This window comes from Sphingobium anseongense (assembly GCF_037725245.1).
Taxonomy (GTDB): domain Bacteria; phylum Pseudomonadota; class Alphaproteobacteria; order Sphingomonadales; family Sphingomonadaceae; genus Sphingobium.
In genome coordinates this window covers 248,248-269,848 of sequence record NZ_JBBJUL010000005.1, presented here as the reverse complement: position 1 = coordinate 269,848, position 21,601 = coordinate 248,248, and the positions used below count along the sequence as shown (strand labels likewise).

The 21,601-nt window shown below is 65.5% G+C and carries 17 protein-coding genes; 13 read left to right on the top strand and 4 right to left on the bottom strand.

Annotation, left to right across the window (positions count from 1 at the left end; translation table 11 throughout):
• Positions 1–2,412, top strand: a complete 2,412-nt coding sequence (locus WG908_RS09480; RefSeq protein WP_340186318.1) for a ligase-associated DNA damage response DEXH box helicase — start codon at positions 1–3, stop codon at positions 2,410–2,412.
• 24 nt (positions 2,413–2,436) lie between these two features.
• Here WG908_RS09480 and WG908_RS09475 read toward each other — a convergent pair whose 3' ends face one another.
• Entirely contained in the window at positions 2,437–5,214 is a 2,778-nt protein-coding gene (locus WG908_RS09475) for a TonB-dependent receptor (RefSeq protein WP_340186317.1), read from the bottom strand.
• A gap of 184 nt (positions 5,215–5,398) precedes the next feature.
• Positions 5,399–6,058, bottom strand: coding sequence for a ligase-associated DNA damage response endonuclease PdeM (gene pdeM, locus WG908_RS09470; RefSeq protein WP_340186316.1), 660 nt, complete (start codon positions 6,056–6,058; stop codon positions 5,399–5,401).
• A 66-nt stretch (positions 6,059–6,124) separates the two neighbouring features.
• Between pdeM and trhO the strand changes: the two genes are divergently transcribed.
• Positions 6,125–6,955 (top strand): oxygen-dependent tRNA uridine(34) hydroxylase TrhO, encoded by an 831-nt coding sequence (trhO, locus tag WG908_RS09465; RefSeq protein ID WP_340186315.1) that lies wholly within the window; start codon positions 6,125–6,127, stop codon positions 6,953–6,955.
• Here the strand turns inward: trhO and WG908_RS09460 are convergent.
• The gene (locus WG908_RS09460; RefSeq protein WP_445326692.1) at positions 6,946–7,932 is read right to left on the bottom strand and encodes a retroviral-like aspartic protease family protein; all 987 of its coding nucleotides are present in this window, start codon (positions 7,930–7,932) and stop codon (positions 6,946–6,948) included. The two genes, trhO and WG908_RS09460, sit on opposite strands and share 10 nt — an antisense overlap.
• 231 nt (positions 7,933–8,163) lie before the next feature.
• On the opposite strand from WG908_RS09460, the gene rho reads away from it, so the two are divergent.
• Both rho and WG908_RS09450 read left to right on the top strand, forming a co-directional pair.
• Positions 8,164–9,420, top strand: a complete 1,257-nt coding sequence (gene rho / locus WG908_RS09455) for a transcription termination factor Rho (RefSeq protein WP_340186314.1) — start codon at positions 8,164–8,166, stop codon at positions 9,418–9,420.
• A 22-nt stretch (positions 9,421–9,442) separates the two neighbouring features.
• Entirely contained in the window at positions 9,443–10,120 is a 678-nt protein-coding gene (locus WG908_RS09450) for a TerC family protein (protein ID WP_340186313.1), read from the top strand.
• Positions 10,121–10,211: 91 nt separating this feature from the next.
• On the opposite strand, the gene WG908_RS09445 is transcribed toward WG908_RS09450, so the two are convergent.
• Positions 10,212–10,913 carry a dienelactone hydrolase family protein gene (locus WG908_RS09445; RefSeq protein WP_340186312.1) on the bottom strand — a complete coding sequence of 234 codons (702 nt, stop codon included), beginning with the start codon at positions 10,911–10,913 and terminating at the stop codon, positions 10,212–10,214.
• A 146-nt stretch (positions 10,914–11,059) separates the two neighbouring features.
• Between WG908_RS09445 and WG908_RS09440 the strand changes: the two genes are divergently transcribed.
• The 9 genes from WG908_RS09440 to WG908_RS09400 all read left to right on the top strand — a co-directional run bounded on the left by WG908_RS09440 (position 11,060) and on the right by WG908_RS09400 (position 21,597).
• Positions 11,060–11,314, top strand: coding sequence for a DUF6489 family protein (locus WG908_RS09440; RefSeq protein WP_340186311.1), 255 nt, complete (start codon positions 11,060–11,062; stop codon positions 11,312–11,314).
• A 19-nt stretch (positions 11,315–11,333) separates the two neighbouring features.
• On the top strand, positions 11,334–12,617 hold the full coding sequence (gene mnmE, locus WG908_RS09435) for a tRNA uridine-5-carboxymethylaminomethyl(34) synthesis GTPase MnmE (protein ID WP_340186310.1): 1,284 nt from the start codon (positions 11,334–11,336) through the stop codon (positions 12,615–12,617).
• 60 nt (positions 12,618–12,677) lie between these two features.
• Positions 12,678–14,528, top strand: coding sequence for a tRNA uridine-5-carboxymethylaminomethyl(34) synthesis enzyme MnmG (gene mnmG / locus WG908_RS09430; RefSeq protein WP_340186309.1), 1,851 nt, complete (start codon positions 12,678–12,680; stop codon positions 14,526–14,528).
• The gene (gene rsmG, locus WG908_RS09425; protein WP_340186308.1) at positions 14,525–15,160 is read left to right on the top strand and encodes a 16S rRNA (guanine(527)-N(7))-methyltransferase RsmG; all 636 of its coding nucleotides are present in this window, start codon (positions 14,525–14,527) and stop codon (positions 15,158–15,160) included. The genes mnmG and rsmG overlap by 4 nt, the downstream gene beginning before the upstream one ends.
• Complete coding sequence (locus tag WG908_RS09420; RefSeq protein ID WP_340186307.1) at positions 15,157–15,939, top strand: ParA family protein; 783 nt, start codon at positions 15,157–15,159, stop codon at positions 15,937–15,939. Before rsmG ends, WG908_RS09420 begins: the two co-directional genes overlap by 4 nt.
• The gene (locus tag WG908_RS09415) at positions 15,936–16,868 is read left to right on the top strand and encodes a ParB/RepB/Spo0J family partition protein (protein WP_340186306.1); all 933 of its coding nucleotides are present in this window, start codon (positions 15,936–15,938) and stop codon (positions 16,866–16,868) included. Before WG908_RS09420 ends, WG908_RS09415 begins: the two co-directional genes overlap by 4 nt.
• A 66-nt stretch (positions 16,869–16,934) precedes the next feature.
• Positions 16,935–19,535, top strand: coding sequence for an aminopeptidase N (pepN, locus tag WG908_RS09410; RefSeq protein WP_340186305.1), 2,601 nt, complete (start codon positions 16,935–16,937; stop codon positions 19,533–19,535).
• Between the two features lie 52 nt (positions 19,536–19,587).
• On the top strand, positions 19,588–21,030 hold the full coding sequence (gene tldD, locus WG908_RS09405; RefSeq protein WP_340186304.1) for a metalloprotease TldD: 1,443 nt from the start codon (positions 19,588–19,590) through the stop codon (positions 21,028–21,030).
• A gap of 228 nt (positions 21,031–21,258) precedes the next feature.
• Positions 21,259–21,597, top strand: a complete 339-nt coding sequence (locus WG908_RS09400) for a P-II family nitrogen regulator (protein ID WP_326292321.1) — start codon at positions 21,259–21,261, stop codon at positions 21,595–21,597.
• The last annotated feature ends 4 nt before the right edge of the window (positions 21,598–21,601 follow it).

The window sequence follows — 21,601 nt, the reverse complement described above, 5'->3', positions numbered from 1 at the left end:
GTGCCGCCAGACCTTCCCCCCGCCCTGACCGACTGGTTCGCCGCGCGTGGGTGGGCGCCGCGGCGGCATCAGCTGGAGATGCTGGCGGCGGGGCGGGCGGGGGATCACGCGCTGCTGGTCGCGCCGACGGGGGCCGGCAAGACGCTGGCCGGTTTCCTGCCGACGCTGGCGCAGCTTATCGACGATCCGGGTGAGGGGCTGCACACCCTCTATGTCTCGCCGTTGAAGGCGCTGGCGGTGGATGTGCAGCGCAATTTGCTGACCCCGATCGCGGACATGGGCCTGTCGATCCGGGTGGAGACGCGGACCGGGGATACGCCGTCCGATCGCAAGGCGCGGCAGCGGGCGCGGCCGCCGCAGATATTGCTGACGACGCCCGAATCGCTGTCGCTGCTATTGTCCTATCCCGACAGTTTCCTGCTGTTCGCGCGCCTCAGGACCGTGATCGTCGACGAGGTGCACGCCTTTGCCACGCAGAAGCGCGGCGACCTGCTGGCGCTGTCGATGGCGCGGTTGCAGGCGATCAACCCCGCGCTGCGGCGCGTGGCGCTGTCGGCGACGGTGGCCGATGTCGACGGCTATCGCGCCTGGCTGGCGCCCGATGGCGATATCGACACGGTAAGCGCGGTGATCGGCGAGGCGGGGGCCGAGCCCCATGTCGCGATCCTGATTCCCGATGGGCGCGTTCCCTGGTCCGGCCATTCGGGCAAATATGCGATTGCCCAGGTGATGGAAGAGATCGGGCGGCGGCGCACGACGCTGGTGTTCTGCAATACGCGGGGCCTGGCGGAACTGATATTTCAGGAATTATGGTCGGCGAACGAGGACAATCTGCCGATTGCGATCCATCATGGCAGCCTGTCCATCGAGGCGCGGCGCAAGGTGGAAGGGGCGATGGCGGCGGGCAGGCTGCGCGCGCTGGTGGCGACGGCGTCGCTCGATCTGGGGGTCGATTGGGGCGATGTCGATTGCGTGATCCAGATGGGCGCGCCCAAGGGCAGCTCGCGCCTGCTGCAACGGATCGGGCGGGCCAACCACCGGCTGGATACGCCCAGCGAAGCCATATTGATCCCCGGCAACCGGTTCGAATATCTGGAGGCGCGGGCGGCGCTGGACGCGGTCGAGGCGGGCGAGCGCGACAGCGACGATTTCCGCGCCGGTGGCCTCGACGTGCTGGCGCAGCATGTCATGGGCCTCGCCTGCGCCGCGCCGTTTCGCGAAGAAGCGATGCTGGCGGAGATACGCTCGGCGCTGCCCTACAGCGCGCTGACCGACGAGGCCTTTACCAATGTGCTGCACTTCATCGAAGGCGGCGGCTATGCGCTCAGGGCCTATGACCGGTTCAAGCGGCTGACGCGCGATGCGGACGGGACCTGGCGGGTGAGCCATCCCAGGTTCGTCACCCAGCATCGGATGAACGCCGGGATCATCGTCGATCAGCCGGCGCTGGCGGTGCGGTTCGCCAATGGTCGCAAGCTGGGCACGGTGGAGGAGGGGTTTGCGGCGCAGCTTGCGCCGGGCGACTGTTTTTTCTTCGCCGGGATCGCGCTGGAAGTGGTGAAGATGGACAGCGCCGACCTGACCGTGCGCGGCACCAGCAAGTCGGCGCGGATGCCCGCCTGGGGCGGCACGCGCATGGCGATGTCGACCCGGCTGGCCGACCGGGTGCGGCATTTCCTGGCCGAACCCGACCAGTGGCACCGCTTTCCCGACGATGTGCGCGAATGGCTGGAGATGCAGCGCCACCGTTCGGCGCTGCCCGAACCGGGGCAACTGCTGGTGGAGACATTCCCGCATGAGGGGCGGCATTATATGGTGTGCTACAGTTTCGAGGGATGGAACGCGCATCAGTCGCTGGGCATGCTGTTGACCCGGCGGATGGACGCCCAGGGGCTGTTGCCGATCGGTTTCGTGTCGAACGACTATGCGCTGGCGGTGTCGAGCCTGAAGCCGGTGACCGATCCCCAAAGCCTGTTCACGGCCGACATATTGGACCATGAATTTATCGACTGGGTCGAACAGTCGAGCCTGCTCAAGCGCGCATTCCGCGATGTCGCGGTGATTGCCGGCCTCATCGAGCGGCAGCATCCGGGCAAGCGCAAGACCGGGCGGCAGGTGACCTTTTCCACTGACCTGATCTATGACGTGTTGCGCAAATATGAGCCGGGGCACATGCTGCTCAAGGCCGCCTGGGCCGATGCGCGGGCGCGGATGACCGATGTCGGGCGGCTGGGCGACCTGATCGACCGGGCGGCGGGGACGATGCTGCACAAGGCGCTGGACAGGGTCAGCCCGCTGGCGGTGCCGGTGCTGATCATGATCGGCCGCGAGCAGGTGGCGCAGCATGCGGTCGAGGACGCGCTGCTGATCGAGGCCGAGGCGCTGGTGGCGACGGCGATGCGCGCGGACTGAGCCGCGCGCATCGCCAATGCCGCATCAGAACTGGCCGCGCAGCGTCACGCCCCAGGTGCGCGGTTCGGCGAGATAGGCGGAGATGAGCTGGTTGGCCATCACATTACGTGGCCTGCCGAACTGGCCGATTGTCGATTGATCGGGGCCGCTCGACTGGAGCGGGGTGGAAAAGGCGACCTGGGTATAATCCTGGTTGAAGATATTCTGGCCCCACAATTCGATGGCCCAGCGTTGACCGGGTCCGCGCAGGCCGATGCGGGCATTGGCCACGGCATAGCCGTCCTGATATTTTTCGGGGAACAGGTCAGACCCGGTATTGTAGCCGCTGGTCATGCGGCCATCGATATAGAAGAGTGCCGACAGGCCGGTGGACCCGATGTCCGGGGTCCAGGCGGCGCTGGCGGTGACCACGCTCTGCGGCGCGTTGCTGTTGATCGATCCGGGCAGCAGGAACAGGGCCGGATCGAGCGGGACGCGGCCATCGTCGCTGCCGACCAGCCGGTTGGCGAATTTGGCGCGGGCGTAGGTGAATCCGCCCGAAAGGCGGACGTTGCGCGCGGGACTGGCGGTCAGTTCCAGCTCGACGCCCTGGCTGACGAGACCGGGGCCGACATCGTCCTTGGCGCAGCTGCGGTTGGCGGCAAGCTGGCCGCCGCAGCCGTTGATATTCTGGACGACGAAGCTGGTGCCGTTGAAGGTGTTGAGCTGGAAATTGCTGAATTCCTGGCGGAAGGCAGCGATGTTCACGCTCCATTTGGGCTGGCTGTATTTCAGCCCGACTTCGAACGCATCGACCGTTTCGGCGGCAAAGCGCAGCGACGTGACATCGGCATTGGTGCGCGGAGCGAACACGGCGGGAATGACGTTGAGACCCGTGGTGCCGAGCTGGAAGCGATCGAGATTGTAGCCGCCCGCCTTATAGCCGCGCGAATAGCTGCCATAGAGCAGCAGGTCGTCGATCGGCTTCCACGAAGCGACCGCGGTGCCCGAAAATTCGCCGTCGCTGATCTTGTCGTTCAGGTCGAGCGCATTGAGCGTGGTCGAACCGTTGCCAAGGCATCCCAGTGTCAATATGCCGCCTGCCAGATTGGCCGGGTTCGACCCCGCCGGGACGCCGGTTATCTGACCGGTCGCCAGCTCGAACAGGTCTGGCCCGGTCGCGCGCGTCTGGAGCAGAGGGCAGGTGGCGTTGTCATTGTTCAGATCGGATGAAAATCGCTTGCTCTCGCGTGTGTAGCGCAAGCCGAGAGTCACGTCGAAGCGATCTGTGATGTGGACGATATTATGCGTGAATAGCGCCCAGTTCCGGCTTTTCTGGCTATAGCGCGAGTTTACGTCGCCGGTGCTGCCATTGGTATTGTTGCTGATGTTATAGAGGGCGTCGAGCGCGCCGTTGAGCAGTGGCGCCAGCGCCCCAAACGAGGCGGTAGCTAAATTGCGACCGACGGGCGTCAGGCAACGCTGCTGCGACGGATCAATGAATGCCGCGAGCGGACTGGGATTTACGCCCGCCCCGATCAGCAAACGGCATGTTGCGAATGCGCCATAGTCGACACCGAAGCGAATATTGTCGACCAGCGCGAGCTTTTCATTGGCGTAATAGCCGCCGACCAGCCAGTCGAGCTTGTCGCCGAACGCCGACCCTTGCAGCCGCAATTCCTGGGTAAAGGTCTTGAACTGGCGGAAGGTGCCGGGATCGCGATAGAGGAGATCGGCGGCATTATAATCATAATCGCCGTAATCGCGCGATTTATAGTCGCGATAGGCGGTGATGCTGGTCAGCTTCGCGCCGCCGAAATCATAGTTGATTTCGCCCGACACGCCCCAGTCCTTCAGCTTGCTGACATATTCGCGCCCCTGCGTGATCCGCAGGTTGCGGTCATAGGGGTCGGACGGGATCGGCCCGCCCTGCGCTTCCAGGATAGACACGATGCGGTTGAAGGGCGCGTCGGCATAGGTGCCGCCGCCGGTCGGCCGGCGTTCGCGCGTTTCGATATAGGCCGCGCCGCAGCAGCTTTCGTCGCGATTGGTATAGTCGCCGATCAGGCGGATGGAGAGCGCGTCGCTGGGTTCGATCAACGCCTGGCCGCGCACGAAATAGCGGTCGCGATCATTGGTGTCGCCGATTTTCGCGCCCGCCCGGTCAACCACATCGTAAAAGCCGTCGCGCCTGGACCAGACGCCGTCGAGGCTGAGCGCGATCTGTTCGCTGATCGGGCCGGTGATGCGGCCCGCGAGCCGCCAATAGTCGTAATTGCCATAGGTCGCCTCGGCCTTGCCGCTGAGCTTGAATTCGGGCGCCTTGCTGACGATGTTGAGGAGGCCGGCCGAAGCGTTGCGGCCGAACAGCGTGCCTTGCGGGCCGCGCAGCACCTCGACCCGTTCGATCTCGCCCAGTTCGTTGAGGCCAGCGCCGGTGCGCGAGCGATAGACGCCGTCGATGAATACCGCGACCGAGCTTTCCAGGCCCGGATTGTCGCCGACGGTGCCGATGCCGCGAATGCGCGCCGCGCCGTTGGCTTCGGTGCCGCTGGAGGAGACCAGCAGCGAGGGCGCCAGCTGATTGAGCGTGCGGATATCGCTCGCGCCGCTGTTCTGCATCGACTGGGCGGTCACGGCGGACACGGCGATGGGCACGTCGGACAGGGGACTGGCGCGTCGCGTCGCGGTGACGATGATCGGGCCATAGTCGCCGGCGGCGGCCTGATCGACACTTTGCGGGTCCTGCGCGTGCGCCGGTGCGTTCGCCATGGCGAGAGCCACGACGCCAACCGATACCAGCCAAAGGCGTTTGCTGTTCATGAAGCTGTCCTCTCCTGCCGCATGGATTTTTCCATGTCGGATTATCGTATGTAGTTTATGCTGCCACACCTTGTTCATGGCAAGAGATGCTAGGAATTCTGCGGTTTTTTGCATGGTGCGCCCTAAGTTTTTCTACAATAGTGATATCAGGGCAACGCTTAAAACCTGGTTTACGTAAGGTTAGTCATATCAGCGGAAAACGCAGCAGCCGGTCGGCGACAGGGACCAGGGCATGCGCGCCCGCCCCCACCGCGCGGCGGATTTCGCCATGGCCGGCGTCCAGGCCCCCGGTGAGCGCCCCCAACGCCGGCATGATCAGCTTGTGCGCGCTGCCCACGAAGCAACGACGCGCGACATGGCGCCCGCGCATCGACAGCCGGATTTTGGGATGAAAATGCCCGGATATTTCGGGGCGGGGATCGTGCGGGTCGGCCTGATGCCGCAGCATGACGCCGTCGACCAGCGCCTCGCCCAGCACGCGGCCGCCCGGATGGTCGGGAAGCAGGGCGTCGTGATTGCCGGTGATCCAGGTCCAGTCGAGCCGGGCCGTCAGCCGATCGAGGCGCGCGCGCGCGCGGTCGGTCAGGCGGTGCGCGCCGTCGGCATCGTGAAAGGCGTCGCCCAGCGACCATAGCGCGGTCGCGCCCGTGCGCGCGACCAAGGCTTCGATCATGTCGAGCGTGGCTTCGCTGTCGTGGGGCGGCAGGAACTGGCCGAAGCGGGCGAACCAGCTGGCCTTTTCGAAATGCAGGTCAGCGACCAGCAGCGCGCGCCGCGCCGGCCAGAAGAGCGCGGCTTCGGGCAGGGCAAGGAAGTCGTGACCCGCGAACGAAAGGGGAACCATGGCTTTGCCTATGCGCTTCGCGGGCGTCGCTGGCAAGGGCGCGCAAAGCGCAGTATAGGCGCGGCCATGTCGTCAGCCACGCCGTCTGTTCCCCTGCCCGTTCTGGTCGCCGCCCTGTACCGCTTCGCGCCGTTCGATGCGCCCGATGTCATCGCCGCCGGGCTGCGCCGCCTGTGTGCCGACCTTGGCGTGCGCGGTACGCTGATCCTGGCGGGCGAAGGGGTCAACGGCACGGTCGCGGGATCAGATCCGGCGATCCGCGACCTGATCGCGCATCTGCGCGCGCTGCCGGGGTGCGTGGACCTCGACGTCAAATATTCGACGGCGGCGACGATGCCGTTCGGGCGGATGAAGGTGAAGGTCAAGCGGGAGATCGTGACGCTGGGTGCAGGCGATCTCGATCCGGCGAGGGACGCGGGGTTCCACGTGGAACCATCGGCATGGAACGCATTGATCGCCGATCCCGATACGATCGTGATCGACACGCGCAACGCTTATGAGGTGGCGATCGGCAGCTTCGCGGGGGCTGTCGACCCCGGAACGCGGTCGTTCCGCGAATTTCCCGGCTGGTTCGACGCGCTGGCCGATGACATCCGGGCGCAGGGGCGCACGCCCCGGATCGCCATGTTCTGCACCGGCGGCATACGGTGCGAAAAGTCGACCGCGCTGGCGCGGGCGCGGGGGTTTGAGGATGTCTATCATCTCAAGGGCGGCATATTGCGCTATCTGGAAGAGGTGCCGGAAGGGGAGAGCCTGTGGTCGGGCGACTGTTTCGTCTTTGACGAGCGGGTGGCGGTAACCCACGGGCTGGCGCCGGGCAGCCATGGCCTGTGCCGGGCGTGCGGCCTGCCCTATCGCCAGGATGCCGCGCCGGGCTGCGGCTGCCGTCAGGGCTGAGCTGGCGCACCCAGCGCGGCGAGTTGCGGGGCGATCAGCGCGCCCTGATCTGGCAGCAGGAAATCGACCTTGCCCCGGCCAAAGTCGATCGCCACCCGATCGAAACCGCGCAGCGCGTTGATCCCGAGCAACAGGGCCGGCTTGCGATCGAGCCTGAGTTCGGCAAAGGGGCTGGCGTCGGCGAACAGCACCGGCAGGTCCTTGAGCGTGACAGCGCCCATCCGCATGGTGCCGATCACCCCCACCAGCCCTGTCAACGTGCCGCCCGTTACGCTGGTCAGCGTGGCCCGCGTGACCGCAGGCGCGCGGCGACGCTTCGCCAGCCGGTCGTACAAAGCGAGATTGCCGACGCTGATATTGGTGCCGGTGTCGAGGATGACGCTGACGCTGCTGCCTTCCACCTGCGAATCGAGCAGGATCAACTGGCCGTCGCGGCGGCGCGCCTCGACGATGATCGCATCGGGATCGCGCGGCTGGCGACGGCCGCTGGCGCTGATTTCGATCATGCCGCGACGAAAATCGAGCAGCAGCCGCTTGGCGCGCAAGCCGTCGAGGCCAAGCAGGCCCGGCGCGCCCAGATGATCGCCGTCCAGCACCGGGGCCTGGATGTCGTGGACCGTGGTGGCGCCAAAGGCGAGCGGGGGCAGCGCGACGCTCGCCACCTGCGTGCGCCCCGTCATGCTGATGATCGTCACGCTGGCGGCATTGGCCAGGCCAAGCCGGTCGGCGAGCGCGCGCGACACGACGGTGCGCTGCGACCCGGTATCGACCACAAAATGCCAGGGGCCTTGCCGGCCGATGCGGATCGGGATGGTCATCCGGTCGTCGGCCGGCGAACCGCTGCGCACCGATGCCGGGGGATCGTCGGGGTCGAGCGGAACGGCCAGCGAAGGTGCGGCGGCGGACGGCATCTGCGCGGCGAGGTGCGCCGGGATCACCAGCGCCAGCAGCGGGGCAAGGGCAGCGGCACGGCGCATGGCATCTCTCCCGGATTTGTCGCGCGCCATGCTATCATGACGTGGGGCGCGCGGTCCACCGATGTCACGGCTCATGCGGTCGTTTCGGAGCGCTAAAAGCTGCGTCCGGCTTGACTTGGACGCGGTCCGCGCTAAGGGAGGATTTCCCCATGCCGCCCGGCGCGGGAATTCCCCATTCCATCGACGGCCGGGCCATATCCCCTTATATTCCAGCTCACCGGACATAGGCGCATGCACCTCAAGGACCTCAAGAAAAAAGCGCCGGCCGATCTGGTCACCATGGCCGAAGAACTCGGCGTCGAGGGTGCTTCGACCCTGCGAAAGCAGGACCTGATGTTCGCCATCCTCAAGGCCGAGGCCGAAAATGGCGAACAGATCATGGGCGAGGGCACGATCGAGGTGCTCCAGGACGGCTTCGGCTTCCTGCGCAGCCCCCAGGCCAATTATCTGGCCGGGCCCGACGACATCTATGTATCGCCCAACCAGGTCCGCAAATTCGGGCTGCGCACCGGCGATACGGTGGAAGGCGAAATCCGCGCGCCCAAGGATGGCGAGCGCTATTTCGCGCTGACCCGGCTGATTTCGGTCAATTTCGACGATCCCGATGTGGTCCGCCATCGCGTCAATTTCGACAATCTGACGCCGCTCTACCCCGAAAGCAAGCTGACGCTCGACCCGCAGGACCCGACCGTCAAGGACAAATCGGCGCGGGTCATCGACATCATTTCGCCGCAGGGCAAGGGCCAGCGCACGCTGATCGTCGCGCCGCCGCGCGTCGGCAAGACCGTGATGTTGCAGAACATGGCCAAGGCCATCACCGACAATCATCCAGAAGTCTTCCTGATCGTCCTGCTGATCGACGAGCGGCCGGAAGAAGTCACCGACATGCAGCGCAGCGTGAAGGGCGAGGTCGTGTCCTCCACCTTCGACGAGCCGGCGACGCGCCACGTCCAGGTCGCCGAAATGGTGATCGAAAAGGCCAAGCGCCTGGTCGAGCACAAAAAGGATGTGGTGATCCTGCTCGATTCGATCACGCGCCTTGGCCGCGCCTACAACACCGTCGTGCCGTCTTCGGGCAAGGTGCTGACCGGCGGCGTCGACGCCAACGCGCTCCAGCGCCCCAAGCGCTTCTTCGGCGCGGCGCGCAATATCGAAGAGGGCGGTTCGCTCTCGATCATCGCCACCGCGCTGATCGACACCGGCAGCCGTATGGACGAAGTGATCTTCGAAGAGTTCAAGGGCACCGGCAATTCGGAAATCGTGCTGGACCGCAAGGTCGCCGACAAGCGCATCTTCCCCGCGCTGGATGTCGGCAAGTCGGGCACCCGCAAGGAAGAGTTGCTGGTCGACAAGGCCAAGCTGTCCAAGATGTGGGTGCTGCGTCGCATCCTGATGCAGATGGGGACGATCGACGCGATGGAATTCCTGCTCGACAAGATGAAGGATTCCAAGACCAACGAAGATTTCTTCGATTCGATGAACCAGTGACCGCCAAAGGGATTAGACGGCCATGAACGACATCTGGGGCCATATCGCCACTGATTTTGCGGGACTATTTTCCGGCGACGGTTCGGCCTGGCTGGCCTTTGGTCAGGTGATCCTGATCGACATCGTTTTGGCGGGCGACAATGCCATCGTCATCGGCGCATTGGCGGCGGGATTGCCCGCCGACCAGCGCAAGAAGGTGATCCTGATCGGCATCATCGCCGCGCTGGTGCTGCGCATCGGCTTTGCGCTGGTGGTGACGCAATTGCTGCAACTGATCGGCCTGGTCTTTGCCGGCGGCGTCCTGCTTTTGTGGGTCGCGTGGAAAATGTACCGCGAGATCGGCCATGGCGGCGAAAGCGGCGGATCGCCCGAAGTCACCGGCGACGAACATTCGGGGCTGAAGCCGGCCAAGAGTTTCGCGGCTGCCGCCTGGGCGGTCGCGGTCGCCGACGTGTCGATGAGCCTCGACAATGTGCTGGCTGTCGCGGGCGCCGCGCGCGATCACCCCGGCATTTTGATGGTGGGCCTGGTTATCGCGGTCGCTCTGATGGGTGTCGCCGCCAACATCATCGCCAAATATATCGAGCGCTATCGCTGGATCGCGTGGATCGGCCTGCTGGTGATCCTGTATGTGGCGGGATCGATGATCTATACCGGTATCACCGATCACGAAGTGGGGTTGCTCCAGCTTTTCCGTTAACCTACTGAAAGATAATGAAAAGGGCGGTCCCGGTGAGGGGCCGCCCTTTTCATTTGGAAGGATGCACGCCGGCAATCGGCGCGCTGCGCCATCACGCCAGATGTTGGGCGAAGAATTCGGCGGTGCGCCTGTCCGCCAGTTCCGCCGCCGCCGGATCACGACGCGCGCCCATTTCGGCGGCAAAGCCATGGTCGAGCCCGTCATAATCATGGATCGTCACATGGCGATTGGCTGCTAGCCCGTCATGCATCGCCTTTTGCGCTTCTGGCGGAACGAAGCCGTCCGCGGTGGGCACATGCAGCAGGACGGGCTTGCCGATCGCATGCTGTTCGCCCAGCAGGCCGTCGATGCCGACACCATAATAAGCGACGAAAGCATCGCCATCGGTTCGGCAGGCGGCCATGAAGCTGAGGCGGCCGCCCAGGCAATAACCGACGACACCGACCTTGCCATTGCCGCCCATGGCCGCGCGCGCCGCCCTGATCGTCGCTTCGATGTCGCGGATCGCCTGATCCTGGTTCAGCCTTTGCATATGGCCGAGCGCCGCATCGAAATCCGCGGGCACGTCGGCGTCCAGTTCGACATGGGGCTGTTCGCGCCAGAACAGGTCGGGCGCATAGGCGAGATACCCCGCCCTGGCCCAGCTGTCGCACTTGCGGCGGATGCCTTCGTTGACGCCGAAAATCTCCTGTATGACGATGATCGCGGCGCTCGCGGTCGCGTCGGGCTTTGCGACATAGGCGTCGAAACTGGCATCGCCCTCCAATGTGGCGACAGGCGCGAAATCGGCCATGATGATCATCCTTTCCTGCTGTTCTGATTCGCATCATGGCGCGCTCGTCGTCCAGCGCAAGTCACCTGTGGGCCGCAAAACAAATGGCAATCGCACCGTGATTGCGGCATCAGGAGCGTTCAAGCTTTGTGAAAGGACGCGGCGCGATGAAAGTTACCGTGGATTTGGATTGCACGCCGGCCGAGGCACGTCATTTTCTGGGCCTGCCGGATCTGACGCCGCTGCATGATAAATATATGAAAACGATGCTCGACGCTTTCGAAGGCAACAGCATCGACCAGATCGAAACGGTGTTGAAATCCATGTCACCGCTGGGCGATGCGAGCATGCGGATGTTCAAGGGGATAATGGACCTGGGGCTGGCGAGCGGCGGGCTGGGCGGTTCCAAAAAGGACAAGTAGCGGCGGGTTGCGGCCGGACATGGCCGACACGATTTTCGCCCTGTCGAGCGGCGCGCCCCCCGCCGGCATCGCGATCATCCGCGTGAGCGGGCCGGAAGCAGGGTCGGCGATGGCCGCGATTGCGGGGGGATTGCCATCGCCGCGCCGCGCGACGCTCCGATTGCTGCGCGATCCCGCCGATGGCGCACCGCTCGACCGCGCACTGCTGCTGTGGTTGCCCGGTCCCGACAATGCGACCGGCGAAGATCTGGCCGAGCTTCACTGCCACGGAGGGCGGGCGGTCATCCAGGCGGTACAGGGCGTGCTGGCGCGGTTGCCCGGACTGCGCGCGGCGATGCCGGGCGAGTTCACGCGCCGGGCGTTCGATAACGGGCGGATCGACCTTAACGGTGTCGAAGGCTTGAGCGACCTGCTTGGCGCGGAGACCGAGCAGCAGCGCCGCGCCGCGCTCGCCATGGCCGAGGGCCATTTTTCCCAACGGATCGCGCGCTGGCGCTTGGAACTGCTGACGCTGTCGGCGATGGCCGAGGCTGCGCTCGATTTTTCCGACGAGGATGACGTGCCCGACGCCGATATCGAACGGCGGATCGGCGCGACCGTCCGGGCGCTGGTCGACGACGTCCGCCGCGATCTTGCCGCGCCCAGCGCCGAACGGCTGCGCGACGGTGTACGGGTCGTGCTCGCCGGGCCGCCCAATGCCGGCAAGTCGACCTTGCTCAATGCGTTGGTGGGGCGCGAAGCGGCGATAGTGTCGGACATCGCCGGCACCACTCGCGACCGGATCGAGGTGCCCGCGTCGATCGCTGGCGTGCCGTTCCTGTTCACCGATACCGCCGGCCTGCGTGACGAAGGGACCGATCGGGTCGAGGCGATCGGCATCGATCGCGCCCGTGCGGCGCTGGCGGCGGCGGACCTGATCCTGTGGCTGGGCGCGGCATCGGACGCCCCCCGCGCCGACGCGATCCTGATCGCCGCGCAATGCGACCGGCGGGAAAGCGATGCCGCAGATGGGATGCGGCTTTCGGCGGTGACCGGCGAGGGGATGGCGGAACTGGCGGAGATGCTGCTCGATCGCGCGCGAGCCTTGCTGCCCGGCGAAAGCGAATATGCACTGCATGAGCGCCAGCGCATCGCGGTAGCGGCGATTGCCGACCACCTCGATGCCGCAGCCGGGGCCGACGACATGCTGATTGTCGCAGAAGAGTTGCGCGGTGCGCGGGCGGCCATCGACCGGCTGACCGGGCAGGCCGGCACCGAAGACATGCTCGACCAGTTGTTTTCGGGCTTTTGCATCGGCAAATAGCGTTTGTCGTTTCACGTGGAACATGTGGACCGCCTATCGCAAAAACGATATGGGCGGCGGATGCAGACTATCTATGACGTGATCGTGGTCGGCGGCGGGCATGCCGGATGCGAGGCGGCGGCGGCGGCGGCGCGCAAGGGCGCGTCGGTCGCGCTGCTCACCTTCGATCGCGCAACCGTTGGGGCGATGTCGTGCAATCCGGCGATCGGTGGTCTGGGCAAGGGGCATCTGGTGCGCGAGGTGGATGCGCTCGACGGGTTGATTGCCCGCGCGGCTGACCAGGCGGCGATCCATTATCGCATGCTCAACAGCAGCAAGGGTGCCGCAGTGCAGGGGCCGCGCGTGCAGGCCGACCGCAAACGCTATAAGGCGGCGATCCAGGCCATGCTGGATGCGCAGGCGGGTCTGGAGATTATCGAGGGCGAAGCGATCGGGCTGCGGCTGGACGGTGGCAGGATCGATGGGCTGGATCTGGCCGATGGCCGAACCGTCGCCGCGCGCACCATCGTGCTGGCGACGGGCACCTTTCTGGGCGGACGATTGTTTCGCGGCGAGGAGAGTAGCATCGGCGGGCGGACCGGAGAGCGGGCGGCGACCGCGCTGGGACTGCAACTGCGCGCGCTCGACCTGCCGATTGCGCGGTTGAAGACGGGCACGCCACCGCGCATCGACGGGCGCACGATCGATTGGGCGGCGCTGGCCGAACAGCCCTCCGATGCCGATGGCTGGATGATGTCACCGCTGACGGCGGGGCGTCCATTGCCGCAACTGGCCTGCGCCATTACCCGCACCAACGACCGGACGCATGCGATCATCCGCGACGGGCTGCACCGCTCGCCGCTGTTCAGCGGCGCGATCGAAGGACGGGGACCGCGCTACTGTCCGTCGATCGAGGACAAGGTCGTCCGCTTTGGCGATCGCGATGGCCATCAGGTCTTTCTGGAGCCGGAGGGGCTGGACGATCATCTGGTCTATCCCAACGGGATCAGCACGTCGCTTCCTGCCGACGTGCAGTTGGCGATGGTGCGGTCGATGGCGGGGCTGGAGAGGGCGGAGATCGTCGTACCCGGCTATGCCGTCGAATATGATCATGTCGATCCGCGCGCGCTGACACCCGCGCTGGAAGTGCGCGCCATCGCCGGGCTGTTTTGCGCCGGACAGATCAACGGCACCACCGGTTATGAGGAAGCGGCGGCGCAGGGGCTGGTCGCGGGCGCAAATGCCGCCGCCCTGGCGGTGGGCGAGCCGCCGATGATCCTCGATCGGGCGAGCAGCTATATCGGCGTGATGATCGACGATCTGGTATTGCAGGGCGTGACCGAGCCGTATCGGATGCTGACTGCGCGAGCGGAATATCGGCTGCGACTGCGGGCCGACAATGCCGCCACCCGACTGACGCCGGTGGGACTGGAACATGGGCTGATCGGTCCGGGCCGGGCCGCCGCCTTTGCCGATCGACAGGCGCAGCGGGCGACGGTGGAACAGGCATTGGCGGTGGAGTGGACGTCAAGCGCGATGGCGCGGGCCGGCGCGGCCGTGCGGCAGGACGGCGCGCGGCACAGCCTGTTTGGCTGGGCGCGTTTCCCCGAAGTCGATGCCGCGATGCTGACGAAGCTGGTGCCGTCGCTGGCGGATATATCAGCTTCGTTGCGCAGTGAGATATTGGAGGATGCGCATTACGCGCCCTATCTCGAACGGCAGGATGCCGAGATCGCCGAACTGCGCCGCAACGAACGGGTGATCATTCCCCTTGATTTCGACTTCGCGGATATAGGGGGACTGTCGACCGAGATGCGCGAGCGGCTGGAAGCGGCGCGGCCCGAGACGCTGGCGGCGGCGAGCCGGGTGCGCGGTATCACGCCGGCGGCGCTGGCGGCGATATTGGTGCACAGCCGGCGGCTGGCGGCGTGACCGAAGAAGAGGCGCGAGCCTGGCTGGACACGCACTTTGCCGTTTCACGTGAAACATCGGCGCAACTGGAGGGCTATATCGCCCTGCTGTTCGCGGGTATGGCCGAACAGAATCTGATCGCGCAATCGACACGCGATCATGTCTGGGCGCGGCATATCGTCGATTCCGCGCAGCTGCTGCCGCTCGCCGCCGGCGCCGGGGCAGGGCCATGGATCGACCTTGGCGCGGGGGCGGGGTTGCCCGGCATCGTGATCGCCATATTGGCATCGCGCCCCGTGCTGCTGATCGAATCGCGCCGCAAGCGGATCGCGTTTCTCCAGAATGTCGTCGACGAACTGGGCCTGCGCCATGTCAGCATAATCGGCGGGCGGGTGGAGACGGCAGTGACGCCGGCGGCTGCCGTCATCAGCGCGCGCGCCTATGCACCTTTGCCCAAATTGCTGGAATCCGCATGTCATCTGGCGGATAAAAATACGCTCTGGTTGCTGCCCAAGGGTCGAAACGCGCAGATAGAACTGGAGACTGTCCGTCCGACATGGCAGGGTGCGTTTCACGTGGAACGCAGCGTCACCGATCCCGAAAGCGCGATCGTCGTGGCGCAATCCGTCAGCAGGAAGGGCCGCACCCGATGATTCGTATCGCCATTGCCAATCAGAAAGGCGGAGTGGGCAAGACCACGACCGCGATCAATCTGGCGACGGGTCTGGCGGCGACGGGCCTGCGCGTGTTGCTGGTGGATCTCGACCCGCAGGGCAATGCATCGACGGGCCTTGGCATCAATCGCGCCGAGCGTATCCATTCCAGCTATGACCTGCTGGTGGGCAACTGCGCGCTGGAAGATGCGGTGGTCAAGACGCGCGTGCCCAAGCTTGACCTCATTCCCGCGACGCAGGACCTGTCCGGTGCGGAGATCGAACTGATCGAATATGAGGAACGCACCCACCGGCTCGACCGGGTGCTGGCGGAGGCCCCCGCCGGGCGCTGGGACATCTGCCTGATCGATTGTCCGCCCTCGCTGGGCCTGTTGACGATCAACGCTCTGGTCGGCGCGAATTCGCTATTGGTGCCGCTCCAGTGCGAATTTTTCGCGCTGGAGGGGCTGTCGCAATTGCTCCAGACCGTCGATCGCATCCGGGGCCGGTTCAACCCCGATCTGTCGATCATGGGCGTGGCGCTGACCATGTATGACCGGCGCAACCGCCTGACCGACCAGGTTGCCGACGATGTCCGGGCGTGCCTGGGCGACCTGGTGTTCACGACCGTCATTCCGCGCAACGTGCGGCTGTCGGAGGCGCCAAGCCACGGCATGCCGGCGCTGATCTATGATTTCCGCTGTTCAGGTTCGGAAGCCTATATGCGGCTCGCGCGCGAGCTGATCGCGCGGTTGCCGCGTCAGGAGGTGGCGGCATGAGCGAGGCGACGAAGGCGACCAAGCGGCCGCATGGGCTGGGCCGGGGACTGTCGGCGTTGCTGGGCGACGCCAGCCATGAAGCGCCGGTGTCGTCCGGGTCATCGACGTCGGCAGCGGCCAATGGTCGCGCGGTGCAGAGCATCGAGATCGCGCTCATTCATCCTCATCCCGAACAGCCGCGCCGCCATTTCGATGATGGCGCGTTGCAGGAACTGGCCGACAGTATCGCCCAGCGTGGCGTTATCCAGCCGATCATCGTTCGCGCCCATGGCGGCGGCTTTCAGATCGTCGCGGGCGAGCGCCGCTGGCGTGCGGCCCAACGGGCACAGCTGCACCGTATTCCCGCCATCGTCCGCGATTTCAACGAAGCCGAAACGCTCGAAATCGCGCTGGTTGAAAATATCCAGCGCGAGGACCTCAACCCGATCGAGGAAGCCGAAGCCTATCGCAAGCTGATCGGCGAGTTCGGCCACAGCCAGGAAGCGCTGGGCCGCATCGTCGGCAAGTCGCGCAGCCATATCGCCAACCTGATCCGCCTGCTCGACCTGCCAATGGGCGTGCAGCAGGCGGTCATGGAGCAACGCATTTCGATGGGCCATGCCCGCGCGCTGATCGGCGTGCCCGATTGCGAGGCGCTGGCGCGGCAGGTCGAGGCCAAGGGCCTGTCGGTGCGCGATACCGAGAAACTGGTACGCAAGATGCGCAAGGGTGGCGGCGACAGCGAGACGGCGGCGGCCCCCCGCAGCGGCGGCGGCGGCAAGGATGCTGATATTGCCGCGCTGGAACAGCATCTCGCCGATATCCTGGGACTGAAGGTCGAGATCGGCCATGGCGAGGCAGGGACCGCCGCAGGCACGCTGACGCTGCGCTATTCGACGCTCGACCAGCTCGACATGCTCTGCCAGCGGCTGTCGGGGGAACGAATCTAGCAAAAGCGGACGGGTCCGTCGCCCGTGCTACTGGCCTTTTGCCTGCCCGATGCCTAGGTTGCTGGCATGGCCGACATGCATAACTCCGACGTCCCCACTCCCGCCCCTATCCGCCGCGTCGATTATCGCCCGCCCGACTGGCTGGTGCCCGATATCGCGCTGGATTTCGATCTTGATCCGGCGGCGACGCAGGTTCGCGCGTCGCTGAGCGTCACGCGCAACGGCGTGCATGACCGGCCCTTGCGGCTGGATGGCGACGGGCTGGTGCCGCTTCGCGTCAGTGTCGACGGCCGCGAACTGACGCAGGCGGAATGGACGATGGAAGCGGGGACGCTGGTCATCCCGCTGACGGGCGAAGCGCATGAGATCGACACGCTGGTCGAGATCGCGCCCGAGGGCAACAGCAAGCTGATGGGCCTGTATGCCAGTGGCGGCCTGCTCTGCACCCAGTGCGAGGCCGAGGGCTTTCGGCGCATCACTTTCTTCCCCGATCGGCCCGACATCTTGTCGCGCTATCGCGTGCGGATGACGGCGGACAAGGCGCGCTTGCCGATATTGCTGTCCAACGGCGATCCGGTCGCTGCGGGCGACCTGCCCGGTGGCCGCCACTGGGCGGAGTGGCGCGATCCCTTTCCAAAGCCCTGCTATCTGTTCGCGCTGGTCGCGGGCGACCTTGCCTGCAACGCCGACCGCTTCGTCACGATGAGCGGGCGAGAGGTAGCGCTGGGGATCTGGGTCAAGGCATCGGACCTGCCCCGCACCGCACATGCGATGAAGGCGCTCAAGGCTGCGATGGCCTGGGACGAGCGTGTCTATGGCCGCGAATATGACCTTGATGTGTTCAACATCGTCGCGGTCGCCGACTTCAACTTCGGCGCGATGGAGAATAAAGGCCTCAACATATTCAATTCGCGCTATATTCTGGCCGATCCCGAAACCGCGACCGACATCGATTATGATGGCGTCGAGGGGGTTGTGGCGCATGAATATTTTCACAATTGGTCGGGCAACCGCGTCACTTGCCGCGACTGGTTCCAGCTGAGCCTCAAGGAAGGCTTCACCGTTTTTCGCGATCAGAATTTTTCGGCCGACATGGGCAGCCATGCGGTCAAGCGGATCGAGGATGTGCGCATCCTGCGAGCGGGCCAGTTCCAGGAGGATTCCGGCCCGCTCGCGCACCCGGTGCGACCGGAATCCTATATGGAAATCAGTAACTTCTACACCGCGACGATCTATAACAAAGGCGCCGAGCTGATCCGCATGATGGCGCTGATGCTGGGGCCGGAACGCTTCCGCGCCGGCACCGACCTCTATTTCGAGCGGCATGATGGCGATGCCGCGACTTGCGAGGACTTTGTGGCGTGCATGGAGGAGGGCGGGGACATCGACCTCACCCAATTCCGCCTTTGGTATGCACAGGCGGGCACACCGCATGTCAAAGCGACGCTGGCGCATGATGGGACCACGGGCATTGCCGAACTGACGCTGGAACAGAGCCTGGCGGCGACGCCGGGGCAGCCCGACAAGGCGCCGATGGCGATCCCGCTGCGCGTCGCGCTGTTCGATCCGGTGCGTCGCAGCCACGGCGGCGACACGATGCTGATGCTGACCGAGCCGGTCCAGACCTTCGCCTTCGAAGGCTTTGCCGCGCCGCCGATCCTGTCGATCAATCGCGGCTTTTCCGCCCCCGTGATCGTCGATACCGATCGCAGCCAGGGCGACCTGGCGTTCCTGTCGGCCCATGATGACGATCCGTTCGCCCGCTATGAAGCGATGCAGCAGCTGATGGTGCACATGCTGGTCGGCGCGGTCGCCGGGCAGGCGGGGGACGAAGCGGCGGTGATCGCCGCGATCCGCCATGTCGCCACCGATCCGATGCTCGATCCCGCCTTTGTCGCCGAAGCGATCCGGTTGCCGAGCGAAGCCTATCTGGGCGACCAGATGCCGGTCGTCGATCCCGATGCCATCCATGCCGCGCGCGAAGGATTGCAGGCGCGGATCGGCGCGGCGCTGGAACCGCTGTGGCGGGATATCCATGCGCGCACGCGGGCTGGCAGCTTTGCGCTGACGCCCGCGGCCAAGGGCGCGCGCAAGCTGCGCAACACCGCGCTCGCCTATCTGGTCGCGTCGGGTGCTACAGATGGCGATGCGATCGCCTTTGCCCAGTTCGACCGGGCCGACAATATGACCGAGCGGCAGGCGGCGCTGGCCATCCTTGCCAATGGCGACAGCGACGAGCGGGTGGCGGCGCTCGACATCTTCTACAATCGCTATGCCAACGATCCGCTGGTGCTCGACAAATGGTTCCAGACGCAGGCGCTGGCCGGCCATCCCGACACGGTGGCGCAGGTCGAGGAACTGGCGCGGCACAAGGATTTCACCCTGGCCAATCCCAATCGGGCGCGCGCGCTCTACAGCGCCTTCGCGGCCAACCAATGGGCATTTCACCACGCATCGGGCGAGGGATATCGCCTGGTTGCCGACGCGATCATCGCGCTCGACCGGCTGAATCCGCAAACCGCGGCGCGGCTGGTGCCGCCGCTCGGTCGGTGGCAGCGGTTCGACGCGATGCGCGCGGAAAAGATGCGCACGCAATTGGCGCGAATCCTGGCGCAGCCCGGCCTGTCGCGCGACGTCACCGAACAGGCGGGCAAGAGCCTGGAGTGATCGCGCGCGCTTTTCCGTTGGGTCTGGCGCGGCACCACCCTATATCGGGGGCATGACCGATCTGTCCTCGCACTTCACCGACGCCCGTGGCCTGCTCTATCGTGCGGGCCTGCTCGATCCCGACGGCGCGCGCCGCCTGACGGCCCAGGCGCTGTCGGCTTGCGACGATGGCGAGCTGTACCTGCAATATCGCGCCAGCGAGAGCTTCGGCTTCGATGACGGGCGGCTCAAGACCGCCGACTATTCGACCGATGCGGGGTTCGGCCTGCGCGGGGTGTCGGGCGAAATGACCGGCTTTGCCCATGCCAACGACATCAGCGAAGCGGCAATCCGCCGCGCGGCGGAAACGCTGACCTTGCTGGATCCGGCCAAGAGGGCGCCAGCGCCGCCGCCGCAGCGCACGAATCGCCACCTCTATACCGACGTCAACCCGATGGAACTGGTTCCGTTCGCGGAAAAGGTCGCGCTTTGCGCGCAGATCGACGCCGCCGCGCGGGCGCGCGACCCGCGTGTCGCGCAATGTTCGGTCAGCCTGTCGGCGAGCTGGTCCGTGGTCGAGATCGTCCGGGCAGACGGCTTCACCGCCACCGACATTCGTCCGCTGGTACGGCTGAACGTGTCGGTGATCCTGGAAGAAAACGGCCGCCGCGAAACCGGCAGCTTCGGCATCGGCGGCCGCTATCTGTACGACCGGGTCATGGAACAGGCGGTGTGGGACCGCGCCATCGACGAAGCGCTGGCGCAGGCGCGCGTCAATTTGCGATCGGTCGCCGCGCCGGCGGGGGAAATGACCGTGTTGTTGGGCCCCGGCTGGCCGGGCGTGCTGGTGCATGAAGCGATCGGTCACGGGCTGGAGGGCGATTTCAATCGCAAGGGCACCAGCGCCTTTTCCGGGCGCATCGGCGAGCGCGTCGCCGCGCCCGGCGTGACCGTGGTGGACGATGGCAGCATCGCCGACCGGCGCGGCTCGCTCAGCATCGACGATGAAGGCACGCCGACGCGCGAAACCGTGCTGATAGAGGATGGTATCCTCAAGGGCTATATGCAGGACCGGCTGAACGCCCGGCTGATGGGCGTGGAACCCACCGGCAACGGGCGGCGTGAAAGCTATGCCCACGCGCCGATGCCGCGCATGACCAACACCTTCATCAAGGGTGGCAATGACGATCCCGCCGCGCTGCTCGCCGGCATGAAATCGGGAATTTTCGCCAAGAGCTTTGGCGGCGGCCAGGTCGACATCGTATCGGGCAAGTTCGTGTTCACCTGTACCGAAGCCTATAAGGTCGAAAATGGCCGGCTGGGCGACCCGATCAAGGGCGCGACGCTGATCGGCGATGGTCCCACCGCGCTGACCAAGGTGATCGGCGTCGGCAATGACTGGGCGCTGGACGAAGGCGTCGGCATGTGCGGCAAGGGCGGGCAAAGCGTGCCGGCGGGCGTCGGCCAGCCAACCTTGCTGATGGCCGGACTGACGGTGGGCGGCACCGCGACCTGATTCGCCCGAACGCTCCGCAGCCGCTTCACGCGAGGATGCCGTAGCGGCAAGGGGATGGAGGCGGCGGCGGCGGTCCGCCTGCCTAAAAATGAGGCAGCCGGACGCATCTGCCCAAAATTTCGGCGCATGAATTCGGCTCGCCGGTCCAGATGCCCGCGTTAACGCCCGTTTAATGAATTGGCACGCCTCTTGCTGGTTAAGCGTTGCACACCAGTAATAGGGGGCGACATGAAACTAGTGATGGCTATCATCAAGCCGTTCAAGCTTGACGATGTCCGCGAGGCTCTTTCCTCGCTCGGCATTGCCGGTATGACGGTCAGCGAGGTCAAGGGATTCGGGCGGCAGAAGGGCCAGACCGAAATCTATCGCGGCGCCGAATATTCCACCAACATGGTTCCCAAGATCAAGATCGAGGTCGTTTGCGACGACGATCTGGCACCGCGCGTGGTCGAAGCCGCGCAGGCGGCCGCCAATTCGGGTGCCATCGGCGATGGCAAGATCTTCGTCCTCGATGTCGGTCAGGCCGTGCGTATCCGCACCGGCGAGACCGGTGAAACCGCGCTGTAAGGGG

Bases quoted from the DNA above. Each gene is read 5' to 3' on its own strand.
- WG908_RS09475 (WP_340186317.1), bottom strand. From the start codon at position 5,214: ATGAACAGCAAACGCCTTTGGCTGGTATCGGTTGGCGTCGTGGCTCTC.
- pdeM (WP_340186316.1), bottom strand. From the start codon at position 6,058: ATGGTTCCCCTTTCGTTCGCGGGTCACGACTTCCTTGCCCTGCCCGAA.
- trhO (WP_340186315.1), top strand. From the start codon at position 6,125: ATGTCGTCAGCCACGCCGTCTGTTCCCCTGCCCGTTCTGGTCGCCGCC.
- WG908_RS09460 (WP_445326692.1), bottom strand. From the start codon at position 7,932: ATGCGCCGTGCCGCTGCCCTTGCCCCGCTGCTGGCGCTGGTGATCCCG.
- rho (WP_340186314.1), top strand. From the start codon at position 8,164: ATGCACCTCAAGGACCTCAAGAAAAAAGCGCCGGCCGATCTGGTCACC.
- WG908_RS09450 (WP_340186313.1), top strand. From the start codon at position 9,443: ATGAACGACATCTGGGGCCATATCGCCACTGATTTTGCGGGACTATTT.
- WG908_RS09445 (WP_340186312.1), bottom strand. From the start codon at position 10,913: ATGGCCGATTTCGCGCCTGTCGCCACATTGGAGGGCGATGCCAGTTTC.
- WG908_RS09440 (WP_340186311.1), top strand. From the start codon at position 11,060: ATGAAAGTTACCGTGGATTTGGATTGCACGCCGGCCGAGGCACGTCAT.
- mnmE (WP_340186310.1), top strand. From the start codon at position 11,334: ATGGCCGACACGATTTTCGCCCTGTCGAGCGGCGCGCCCCCCGCCGGC.
- mnmG (WP_340186309.1), top strand. From the start codon at position 12,678: ATGCAGACTATCTATGACGTGATCGTGGTCGGCGGCGGGCATGCCGGA.
- WG908_RS09420 (WP_340186307.1), top strand. From the start codon at position 15,157: ATGATTCGTATCGCCATTGCCAATCAGAAAGGCGGAGTGGGCAAGACC.
- WG908_RS09415 (WP_340186306.1), top strand. From the start codon at position 15,936: ATGAGCGAGGCGACGAAGGCGACCAAGCGGCCGCATGGGCTGGGCCGG.
- pepN (WP_340186305.1), top strand. From the start codon at position 16,935: ATGGCCGACATGCATAACTCCGACGTCCCCACTCCCGCCCCTATCCGC.
- tldD (WP_340186304.1), top strand. From the start codon at position 19,588: ATGACCGATCTGTCCTCGCACTTCACCGACGCCCGTGGCCTGCTCTAT.
- WG908_RS09400 (WP_326292321.1), top strand. From the start codon at position 21,259: ATGAAACTAGTGATGGCTATCATCAAGCCGTTCAAGCTTGACGATGTC.